We start from the raw sequence: 10,862 nt of genomic DNA, 5'->3' as shown, positions 1-10,862 counted from the left end.
CTCAATGAATCCGTCATCTTCCGTGGTGACGATAACAAGTATTATGAGCAGGTAGGTAAAAAGTGCTTGGATATAACAGAACAGATACCTTTTGAAACTCCCAAGAATTGGGTATGGACAAGACTTTCTCATATTGCAAACATTTACACTGGCAACAGTATTAGTGAAACTGAAAAGAAATCAAAATTTACAGATGTTATAGGACGTTATTATATTGGAACTAAGGATGTTGATTTTAATAATCGGATTATTTACGATAATGGCATTGCGATTCCGAAACAATATGAACCTGATTTTAGACTTGCTCCCAATAACTCAATATTGATGTGTATTGAAGGTGGAAGTGCCGGAAGAAAAATTGCAATACTGAATCAAGATGTATGTTTTGGGAATAAGTTATGTTGTTTCTCACCATTTGTTGGAATCGGGAAATACATGTACTATTATCTACAGTCACCATCGTTCTTTGAACTATTTAACCTAAATAAAACGGGCATTATAGGTGGTGTAAGTATAGCAAAAGTAAAAGAAATATTAATACCATTACCTCCGATTAAAGAACAACAACGCATTGTTGCTCAAATAGAAAAACTATTTGAGCAACTGCGATAGTTCATTTATCCGTTCTGCAATACGCTGCTGTTCTTGATAAGGTGGAATACCAATAGGCAGATTGTAGAATAACTCTTTATTGAGGTGCGGAATAGCCGCACCTCTTTTTGAATTTCTCAAATCCTCTTTATAGAACAGAATGAAAGCCAAAATATATGGTTTCCACATAGCCGAAGAGAGCCATAACTGTTTGAATGTACTCCCCATATACCCATCTTGCAGAACAGTGAAAACTTCACCTGAATTTTCACCATCTACAAGAATGATGTTATCTCTGGCATAGACAAATTTTCCTTTCTCTACAATGGTAGCAGATGATTTACCACGTAGGTATTTTGCATCCAGACAGATGCTCTTTCCGTTTCTTTTTTCACCGTCTATCAGTTGGCATATATCTTTCAAACGTAGCACAGACCAATTGTTAGGATATTCAAAAGGAAGCTCAATTTCAACGGTTTGCGCATTTATCCTCTCATAATACTTGTTATCGTCACCTTTGAAGATAATAGAATCGGTTAAGGCAGACTTCTTTAGTTTTCCTTCTTTGACAAGTTGCAATTTTTCTTGCCGTATTTGTTCGAATAATTCTTGGGCGGTACCTTCCTCTGCAATCTGTGGAACTAATTTACCCTGTATTGCCTCTTGAAGAATAGATTTTCTTAGAATAATAGGTAATTCTCCATTTAGTTGCTTCAATTTTTGATACAACTCCCCATATTTTATAATCGGTAATGCTATGTTTTTTACCTTTTCTACGATTCTTACAGTTTCAAAGAGACTAGGTATAGGAACGAGTAGATTTGAAATTTTTTCTGCATTGATATTGCATTGTTGAACACCGATAGTTTTGACCTCATTACAATAATCTCGTGCATACGGAGTATTTAGTAATAAATTTAAGTACTCCGAATTTATAAAAATGGGACGTAATAGTATTAGATACCCTGCAAATATTGCATTCCGTTGTCCCCTAAAAATAGCAGTCTTACCAACTAATTCAGCACTGTTAGTCCGATTAAACAATAAATCACCATATTGCAATAATAGCTTTTTATTATCATCTAAATCATTACTAAAAACGAGTTTGTCAAATACAATTTCCCCGTCTTGAATATTCCCCATCCTAAGAACTGGTAATATACCAGATGGAACCGATTTTTTTGAAGTTCCATATTTGGGAGGATAAATAAGCAACGAAAGTCTGCACCATTCCCATCCATTCGGAATCTCAAACGGAATCTCATCATCTATGCACTTCACCTCTCCCGTAGCAAGAAACTTCTCATAATAGGAATTGTCCTCACCACGATAAATGATTGATTCGTTTTTGTCCTTCTTGATTTTCTTTTCTTTCACCAGCTTTGCTTTTTCTGTTCTGATACGTTCAAGAAGTACAGAAGCTGGTTCGTCATTGGGGTCTTGTGGTACAAGTTTTCCTTGTATCGCCCACTGAAGTATGCTGTTTTTTAATTGTTTTCCGTTCATTGTTCGTAATCTTCGCCTTGTATTCCTAACTCTCCTTTGCTCATGGCATTGGCAATATCTATTTTCAGTTCTTCGTCATAGTCTTTACTCGTCAAAAAGCTATTGACGATGCGCAGCAACAAATCTTGGTCGATGTTTGATGCCGCCACGTGATATATGATAGATTCCAATGTACGCATGCATGTACAAGCGTGCCAGTAGTATTTATTCTTATGTAAGAAGTATGTACCCAAAGTCAGTGCAATACGTTTATTCCCATCATTAAAGAAATGCCCGGAACAGAATCTATACATCAGATAGGTTAGTTTGTCGGCAAAGGTCGGATAGTATAAATCATTTTGCACAAAATCCAATGTTGCACGAATACCACCTTCATCACGCACTCCTTCAAAACCACCATCACTGGCATCAATCATTTTGCCATAGATGTTTAAGGTTTCATCGTAATCTATGTAAATAATATCCTTACTCATCTTCTGCCTGCTTTAAGCGTTTGAGCACATCTTTGTTATCCGCTAAGATACGGTCAAAATCAATAGACTGGTCACCGATGAATCGTTCAAACTCTTCAGGAGTAACAGCTTGTAGGTAATCTGCTATATTACCATGATACGCATCCCGGAAACTGAAATCCCTTGAAGCCATTTTAGTCCTGGCATCATTCAGATAAGGTTTTTGCATTGGATGTTCGGCAAGTTCGTTTACAATACGCTCCACTTCTTCAATGGTAAGCAACTTACCACCATTTTCTTTAAATCGTTCACTGATGGCTGCACCCACTCCGTTTTCAAAAGAAGAGATAACCAATAGAACCTCTGAATACAACGTGTGTCGAACATTGTCTTTTGAATCCAACTTTAATACTTCTCGGTATTCTTTAGCATTCTCTTTGAATACAGCCTTGTAGATAAAATCTGTAATCTGAGAATACTTATATGTATGATGTCCATCCACATATTGATTGATGGCAGAAGTAAGATTTTTCCGATAATTTTCTTCTGTGATTGCGGCAGGAAGATAATTCACATCTCTACGATTAATATATTTTGTTCCTCCACCTGTCTTTTCATTGATGGTAGTAATCACAAAATCCAAGATAAGACTACGGACTTTTTTAGCTTTCTCACTCTCTGTAAGCAGCATACCTATATTCAAGAAAGAGCGGAAATTAAATAATCCGAGCTGCGTTGTTTTGCTCGCCTCATTAATAAGGTGAGCAAATTCTAACTTAAACTCTTTCAATTGTTTACCCTTACATAAAATATATCCATTATGTTTCAGCTCATCAGAATTTGATTGCAGATAACGATCTATTGTAGATGTATCAACTTGATAAAAGTCGGCAACCATTTTTTTTGTAAAGCGGTATTCTCCCTCAAAGAGCATTCCTTCTATATCAAGATGCTCCTGTACCTTACTGACCGCAAAACGGTTGTTAAGTACATTTTGTCTTTCTATGTTTGAGATGGTCAAATCTTTCATATCACTTCACAATTATCAGTTACACGATTTTATGTCTATACCGAGAATCTTTTGAATCTCAGAAAGGGTTTTGTCTATTTCATGGTCGAGTGCAGCACGTTTCTCAAAATACTGTTTGAGCAATTCTGCCGGAGGGAGTATTTCTTCTTCTTCTTTCGGGAACTTGCATTGGTCAAAGTTGCAATCCAAGTCAATCAGTTGTTGAGCAGTAAACACACGACTCTTTTCTCCCTCTTCGTCACTTATAATTTCTTTCCTATCTTTCCACCATTCCTGAATAGGCAGTGTGTGTTCTACCTTCATTGGTTTGGTCTTTGAGAAGTGTTTGTACCCTTCCGGCATATCCAAACGATAGAACCATGTCTCTTTGGTCTTGAATCCTTCTTCGCAACCTTCGGCTTTTTCATTATTAAAGAAAAGAATGTTGGTTGCAATAGAGGTATATGGGGAGAATATAGAACCCGGCAAACGGATGATAGTATGCAGATTGAACTTGCGGAGTAAATTTTCTTTAAGTGCAAGTTTTGCTCCATCCGTACCAAACAAGAAACCATCTGGGATAATCACACCGCATCTACCACCAGCTTTAAGGCGGTACATGATAAGGGCTATGAATAAATCCGCAGTTTCACTTGAACGGTATTGCACCGGGAAATTGCTTTTTACACTATCTTCTGTGCTACCGCCATACGGAGGATTCATACCGATAACATCCACTTTATCGCTTTCCTTGAAATCAGTGATATTTGTTCCAAGCGAATCACAGTTAGCTATATTGGGAGCTTCAATATCATGGAGTAACAGATTTGTTATACTCAAAAGATAAGGTAGCGGTTTCCATTCTTGTCCCACGACTGCATTTTGCAGTTTTTCTCCATCTTCGGCAGAACCGACGCTCTTACTCATATAATTGAGAGCAGAAGTAAGGAAGCCACCTGTACCACTGGTGAAGTCACCAAAGGTCTCCCCCAATTTCGGGTCAAGCATCATCACGATAAAGTCTGTCAAAGCACGTGGAGTATAGAACTCACCTGCATTGCCTGCTGATTGCAAGTCTTTTAAGATTCCCTCATAAATATCTCCAAATGTGTGGCGGTCATCAGCATCGTCAAATTCGATTTCATTTACGATGTTGACCACTTGACGCAAAAGCGTTCCATTCTTCATATACTGGTTTAAGTCAGCAAATGTTTCTTGAACAATGCTTTTGGCTCTTGGTGTATTGGCATCTATCGGAAGATTCTTTAAAGTAGGAAACAGCTTTTCATTGACGAAAGAGAGCAATGCTTCTCCTGTCAACGCTTCGCCGTCTTTTTCATCTACTGCCCATTTGCGCCAACGCAAATCTTCGGGGATGATGGACTTGTAGTTGTCATCTTTGTATTCCCATGTTTCTTCCTGAGTGTCATAGACTTTCAAGAAAAACATCCAAGTCATTTGTTCAATTCTCTGTGCGTCACCATTGATACCAGCATCTTGGCGCATTATATTTTGGATTCGCTTTATGATGTTGTTTACTGCCATTTTTAAGCTGATTTATATATTTGATATTCAAGTTCTCTGATAGCTTGTTCAAAAGCGACTTTGCCACCGAATAACTTTATGATTTTAGTTGGTTTCCCTATACTGTTGAACGGCGGTATCTCCAAAATATTTGCCTTTTCAAAGTCGAGAATACCATTCTCTGCATATTTGTCAAGAAGAGCCTCCAATACTTCACGAGCTTTACCTTCGTACTTCCCGAAGTAATTACGCTTCTTTACATTGTTTGCTCTCTCTTTCCTTGTTAATGGCGGTTGGTCAAACGCAACGTGGCATATCACATCAAAGATGTCGGCATCCTTCAATGCCGAATTAGCTTCACGTACAGCATCTATCAGAATAGCATATTCCTTCAATTCATCCATAATGGCTTGTTTGCGTTCTGCCTCCGTCCACGTTTGGATAAAATCATCCAAAGTTTGGTAATGGCGTAATAATTGCTTTTTAGCAAACGACTGAACACTTTCCGTTCTCATCGTCTTACCATCTTCTCCTAACACTGAAACGATTTCATGGGCAATGCGAATATTCTTACCGCTGATAAGATATTTCTCACGAGGCTCAGATACTATTGGAGTTTCTGGAGTATCAATGATTTTGTAAGGCTTGGGCTTTTTCCCTCCTCCTTTTGGTGGTTCCGGGTCACCATCAAATGCTGGATCTTTGAATTTTGCGGTAGCATTGCGGAAATCAAGGATTTCCAAATGCCATTTGCCCTTGTCTTTTCTAAGTCGTGTACCTCGTCCAATGATTTGCTTAAATTCAGTCATAGAACCAATTTCTTTGTCTATGACGATTAAACCACAAGTTTTGCAGTCTACTCCTGTAGATAAAAGTTCAGATGTGGTAACAATTACAGGATAAGGCTCATCTACACTAATGAAATTGTCCAGTTGTTTCTTACCTTCTTTATCCTCACCAACAATACGTGTAACATAGTAAGGCGACTTTTTACATAAATCGCTATTCATATTGATAAGCAGCGTCCGCATTTCGGCAGCTTCCTCAATATCAGAACAGAATACGATTGTCTTTGTCATACGACCAATGTCATGTAACATTTGGGTTATCCTATGTGCTACTACTTTACGCCTTAACTTGATGGCAAGATCACGACCTATATTCTGTCTTTGATATAGTTTCTGTTCAATCTCCTTGCCTAATAAATCTATTTCACCTTCTTCTGGAGTCCATCCTTGTAAATCAATATTAATAAAGTCTGCTGTAACCCTGTATGGAGCTAAGAAACCATCTTGAATGCCTTGAAGAAGTGAATAGGTATATACTGGTTCACCGAAATAATCCAAGTTGTTCGCGCCTTCGTCAGCTTTCGGTGTGGCTGTCATACCAATTTGGGTAGCCGCACTAAAATATTCCAATACCTTGCGCCATGCGGAATCGTCTTTTGCACTTCCTCTATGACACTCATCGACAATAATTAAATCAAAGAAATTTGGCTGCACCTCCAAGAATGGATCTGGTTTACCCTCTTTTCCGACTAATTGGTGGTATAAAGCCATATACACCTCAAACGCAGAATTAATCTTAGCTTCTCCTTCTTTAGGTGAGATTATTTTAGTTATTATACCCTGCTTCTTGAAAGGTTTGAAGTCCTGAACCATTGTTTGGTCTATAAGAACATTGCGGTCTGCAAGATAAAGTATCTTTTTCTTTGCTTTACTCTTATGAAGTTTATGGATAATCTGGAATGCAGTAAAAGTCTTACCAGTACCAGTTGCCATTACTACAAGGACACGTTGTTGTCCTCTTGCGATAGCTTCTACTGTACGGTCAACTGCTATACGTTGATAATATCTTGGTTCATGGCTATGAGCATCATAGTAGAAAGGTGTTTCTATTATATTGAGCTCCTCCGATGTGTAGCTTTTGGATGCAAGATAACGGCCATATAGTTCTTCCTCTGTCGGAAAGTCCTCTAACTTAATTTCTGTTTCTTTCCCCGTGATAAAGTCATGTTCCAAGAACGCATCGCCATTACTGGAATACGCAAATTTCAAGTCAAGGATTTGGGCATAATCCATAGCTTGTTGGATGCCGCCTCCAATAGCGTGTTTATTGTCTTTGGCTTCAACTACAGCAATAGGCTTACCTTTATGATATAATAGGTAATCCGCTTTTTTGCCCTCTGCTACTGAATGTTGATTGCCAATAACAAGTACTCGACCATCTGTAAAATAGTACTCTTCACGCATATTTACACTTACAGCCCAACCTTTTCGTTGGAGCGCAGGAGTAATGAACAGAGTGCGTATCTCTTGTTCTTTGAGTTCTTTCTTGTTTACTTTCATGACAATAAATCAGTTATGATTACTGCTGACGATTAGGTCTTTCACGTCAATATTAAGAACATTGGCTATATCGTTGAGCGTTTTGAGGTCTGGTTGAACAGAATTACTGCACCATTTACTTACAGTACAGTTAGATTTCCCAATCTGTTCTGCAAGCCATTTCCCTGTTTTTTGTTGTTCTGCAAGTACCACTTTTAGTCTGTTTAAATTAGCCATGAGATAAAATGTTTTAATCCAAGAGCAAAATTATATAATTTACCTGATAGTATAAGTAACTTCCGATAATAATTATTATGAGGAAGCTAAAAAAACGGATTAGATACCGTATTTTGATAAGATTTTCTCGTCAATTTCAATCTTATGCCGCCCAGTAGTAGTGCGCAGATTTTTTCTAACAGTGTCAAATGTAGAGTTAGCGAACCATTCGGCAAATGTCGCCATCACAAATGATGTAGTCATATCTCTACCTATATTATATTGAAAAGCGATGTTCCAAGCAAAGTTCTTCAAAGAGATTTGTGTGAGGGAGGAACGCTTCTTGATATGAATTTCAGTAACAGAAAGCACTTGACGGTTAGCCACAAAATAGCGGACAGATTCGCAAATTTGGTAAATCTCTGTTTCGTCCAAGTCAAAACGTTTGAATGTATCTCGTGTGTATTTTAGGATAACATTTAATTTTTCGTCTTCTTCTCTTTCTTTTTGCTGCTGATACTGTTGTTGTTCACGCTGGTATTCATAGTGAAATAACTCCATTCGTTTTTTTTGAACTTCTTCGCAGTTTGAGATAGGAAAATAAGCTAAAGGCAATGTCTTTTTACTGACTCTTTTCTTGACTAATACCAAGAATGATGGAGGGATGACTTCTATAATATATCTTACCACGATAATACAAAGATGATATATGAGTTTTAGTATGACATACCCGGTAGCCATAACAAATGGAAGTAAACTCATTCGTATGCCAAATATCTTGCATACTTGAAATGCAATCATCGAAGCCAGCAACACCGCAATGACCTCTATTGCCAAAGAATGAAGTATATATTGTTTTTGCTTCATACCTATTGTTGTTTATTTCGTGTGCAAATATACAACACATTTTCATAGAAAACGAAAGATAAAAACAGATACCTTTTTGCAAATCAGTGGCTTATGAAAAGAAAAGCTAAACAAGAGCAAATATCCAAAGCAAAATGAAAACATCTGCAAACAAAAGAAAATACTTAAATAAAGTTAAAGTTTTATTTACGTGATTTTGGGACGCAATAACTACCCTGTAAACCTCCATCTTGATATAAAATAATCATATTTGTACCAAGCGTTATATAAATTATTGATATTCATCTGTAATTATATTCGAAGAAGTCAAATGATTCCGATAAGGAAACAGATAATAAACAATAAGCAAAAGCGTGCAGCTCAATGAGTTGCACGCTTTTTACGTTTATAGGGTTCATGGTTGCTATGTGTTTTCTATGGGCTTTTTTATCTCTTATTTGCGACATGTTTGCGACACGTCTTATTTGGCGATAAGGTACAACTTAGATTGATATAAACCATTTAAAACGAGAAGAATATGCCAAGAGGAAATTACACCATTCAAAGAAGTTGCGAGGAGTGTGGTAAAATCTTTACTCCTCCCACATTAGTGTCGAAGTATTGTTGCCCTGCTTGTTCCAAGAGAGCATATAAGAAAAGACAAATCGCAAAAGAGAAAGAAGCGATACGCCAAGCACTGATTAGACGAATACCATCCTGCAAGGGGTATCTAACCGTAAAAGAGGCTATGTTGATTTACGGCATTAGTAAAGATGTACTTTATCGTATGATACGGCAAGGATTGATACCGTCATACAATTTTGGCCAGCGTCTGATACGCCTTAGTCGGCAGTATATGGATGAACACTTCAAAACAAAGGCAGGGAGTAGAAAGAGAAAAAAGGAAGCATTGTCCTTTGAACCCAAAGATTGTTATACCATCGGAGAGATCGCAAAGAAGTTCCATATCAATGACAGCAGTGTATTTAAGCACATACGCCGTCATTCTATTCCTACACGCCAAATCGGTAACTATGTTTATGTTCCCAAATCTGAAATTGATAAATTATATAAGTCGTTATGAAGAAAGCATTACCTAATACCAAAGTGACCGTCAAGCTCAGAAGGTCGAATTATAAAGAAGAGTGGTATCTGATTATAGAATCATACCCAGTTTATAAGCGAGGTTCTAAACGAGCAAGCCGTGTGGTGGAATCCATTAACCGGACTATATCCACGCCTGTTTGGGACAAATCGTCCATTGCACGTATTTTGCCAGATGGAACATTCAACTATAAGCCTAAGCGTGATTTGAATGGGATTATTCAATGCCGTTCAACGATAGACCAAGAGGCTTGTATCTATGCCGACAATGTGCGGAAGTTACGGCAGCATGAATACGATAGTGCCATCCTATACACTGATAAGGAAAACGAAATCGCTGCACAGAATGAGCGGAGCGAACAGGACTTTATCAAGTATTTCAATGGTATTATAAGCACACGTCATCCCAATAGTTCCGATTCGATTATAGTCAACTGGAGGCGTGTAGGCGAATTATTGAAAATGTATTCACAAGGGCAGCCAATTCCATTCAAGACGATTTCAGTTAAACTGCTTGAAGATATAAAGATGTTCCTTCTGCGTGCTCCAATGGGAGGGAATAAGAAAGGTACTATCTCACAAAACACGGCATCGACTTATTTCTCTATACTCAAAGCCGGACTGAAACAGGCATTCATTGATGAATATCTCACTGTTGATATAAGTGCAAAAGTAAAGGGAATAACAAACATTGAGAAACCCCGTGTTGCACTTACCATGAATGAGGTGCAAATGTTGGTTGATACCCCTTGCAAGGATGATGTTTTGAAACGTGCGTTCTTGTTCTCTATTCTCACAGGATTGCGCCATAGTGATATTCAATCTTTGAAATGGAAACAGATTCAACAAACAAGTAAGGGAACATGGCAAGCGGTCGTTGTACAGCAAAAGACAAAAAGACCGGATTACAAGCCTGTCATCCAACAAGCACTTCAATTATGTGGCATACGTCCAAACGATGATGAAGCACTTGTTTTTGAAGGACTGACCGATGCCTCTTGGATTTCTCGTCCTCTGAAAGTCTGGATAGAAGCATCCGGTATCAAGAAGCACATCACCTTCCATTGTGGGCGACATAGCTACGCTTCGCTGTTGCTGGAAAATGGCGTTGACATATACACAATCAAGTCTTTGATGGGACATACAAACGTCAAAACTACGCAGATTTATACGCATCTTGTAAACGAACAAAAGGAGAAAGCCGCCAATACACTGTATATAGAAAATTTGGATTTATAGGTTGTGGTGGTTATATCCACCATTGAGCACCAACGACTTATGTAATAC

10 protein-coding genes are annotated in these 10,862 nt (G+C 38.0%); 3 read left to right on the top strand and 7 right to left on the bottom strand.

Annotated elements, in window-relative coordinates; genetic code table 11:
- A partial coding sequence (locus DWZ03_RS20165) for a restriction endonuclease subunit S (RefSeq protein ID WP_243634948.1) occupies positions 1–612 on the top strand: 612 nt, incomplete at its 5' end.
- Here DWZ03_RS20165 and DWZ03_RS05790 read toward each other — a convergent pair.
- The 7 genes from DWZ03_RS05790 to DWZ03_RS05760 form a co-directional block, all read right to left on the bottom strand.
- Complete coding sequence (locus DWZ03_RS05790) at positions 592–2,097, bottom strand: restriction endonuclease subunit S (RefSeq protein WP_120129217.1); 1,506 nt, start codon at positions 2,095–2,097, stop codon at positions 592–594. The two genes, DWZ03_RS20165 and DWZ03_RS05790, sit on opposite strands and share 21 nt — an antisense overlap.
- Entirely contained in the window at positions 2,094–2,570 is a 477-nt protein-coding gene (locus DWZ03_RS05785) for a Fic family protein (RefSeq protein ID WP_057280662.1), read from the bottom strand. Before DWZ03_RS05785 ends, DWZ03_RS05790 begins: the two co-directional genes overlap by 4 nt.
- The gene (locus DWZ03_RS05780; protein ID WP_057280661.1) at positions 2,563–3,579 is read right to left on the bottom strand and encodes a hypothetical protein; all 1,017 of its coding nucleotides are present in this window, start codon (positions 3,577–3,579) and stop codon (positions 2,563–2,565) included. Before DWZ03_RS05780 ends, DWZ03_RS05785 begins: the two co-directional genes overlap by 8 nt.
- Positions 3,580–3,594: 15 nt before the next feature.
- The gene (locus DWZ03_RS05775; RefSeq protein ID WP_057280660.1) at positions 3,595–5,103 is read right to left on the bottom strand and encodes a class I SAM-dependent DNA methyltransferase; all 1,509 of its coding nucleotides are present in this window, start codon (positions 5,101–5,103) and stop codon (positions 3,595–3,597) included.
- Between the two features lie 2 nt (positions 5,104–5,105).
- On the bottom strand, positions 5,106–7,430 hold the full coding sequence (hsdR, locus tag DWZ03_RS05770; RefSeq protein WP_120129214.1) for an EcoAI/FtnUII family type I restriction enzme subunit R: 2,325 nt from the start codon (positions 7,428–7,430) through the stop codon (positions 5,106–5,108).
- A gap of 9 nt (positions 7,431–7,439) precedes the next feature.
- Entirely contained in the window at positions 7,440–7,646 is a 207-nt protein-coding gene (locus DWZ03_RS05765) for a helix-turn-helix domain-containing protein (protein WP_016272796.1), read from the bottom strand.
- 99 nt (positions 7,647–7,745) lie between these two features.
- A complete protein-coding gene (locus tag DWZ03_RS05760; RefSeq protein WP_057280658.1) occupies positions 7,746–8,492 on the bottom strand; it encodes a hypothetical protein in 747 nt (248 codons plus the stop codon).
- A gap of 517 nt (positions 8,493–9,009) precedes the next feature.
- Between DWZ03_RS05760 and DWZ03_RS05755 the strand changes: the two genes are divergently transcribed.
- Together DWZ03_RS05755 and DWZ03_RS05750 are read left to right on the top strand one after the other, a co-directional pair.
- Entirely contained in the window at positions 9,010–9,555 is a 546-nt protein-coding gene (locus DWZ03_RS05755; protein ID WP_120129211.1) for a helix-turn-helix domain-containing protein, read from the top strand.
- Complete coding sequence (locus DWZ03_RS05750) at positions 9,552–10,814, top strand: site-specific integrase (RefSeq protein ID WP_087321791.1); 1,263 nt, start codon at positions 9,552–9,554, stop codon at positions 10,812–10,814. Before DWZ03_RS05755 ends, DWZ03_RS05750 begins: the two co-directional genes overlap by 4 nt.
- Positions 10,815–10,862: the final 48 nt, after the last annotated feature.

Origin of the sequence: Bacteroides sp. AF29-11, assembly GCF_003602895.1 — a bacterium.
GTDB classification, from domain to species: Bacteria; Bacteroidota; Bacteroidia; order Bacteroidales; family Bacteroidaceae; genus Bacteroides; species Bacteroides uniformis.
Note: the sequence above shows the minus strand (reverse complement) of the source record. Positions and strands in the feature narration are given on the sequence as shown.

Coding starts and splice junctions, on each gene's coding strand:
- DWZ03_RS05790 (WP_120129217.1), bottom strand. CDS start 2,097: ATGAACGGAAAACAATTAAAAAACAGCATACTTCAGTGGGCGATACAA.
- DWZ03_RS05785 (WP_057280662.1), bottom strand. CDS start 2,570: ATGAGTAAGGATATTATTTACATAGATTACGATGAAACCTTAAACATC.
- DWZ03_RS05780 (WP_057280661.1), bottom strand. CDS start 3,579: ATGAAAGATTTGACCATCTCAAACATAGAAAGACAAAATGTACTTAAC.
- DWZ03_RS05775 (WP_057280660.1), bottom strand. CDS start 5,103: ATGGCAGTAAACAACATCATAAAGCGAATCCAAAATATAATGCGCCAA.
- hsdR (WP_120129214.1), bottom strand. CDS start 7,430: ATGAAAGTAAACAAGAAAGAACTCAAAGAACAAGAGATACGCACTCTG.
- DWZ03_RS05765 (WP_016272796.1), bottom strand. CDS start 7,646: ATGGCTAATTTAAACAGACTAAAAGTGGTACTTGCAGAACAACAAAAA.
- DWZ03_RS05760 (WP_057280658.1), bottom strand. CDS start 8,492: ATGAAGCAAAAACAATATATACTTCATTCTTTGGCAATAGAGGTCATT.
- DWZ03_RS05755 (WP_120129211.1), top strand. CDS start 9,010: ATGCCAAGAGGAAATTACACCATTCAAAGAAGTTGCGAGGAGTGTGGT.
- DWZ03_RS05750 (WP_087321791.1), top strand. CDS start 9,552: ATGAAGAAAGCATTACCTAATACCAAAGTGACCGTCAAGCTCAGAAGG.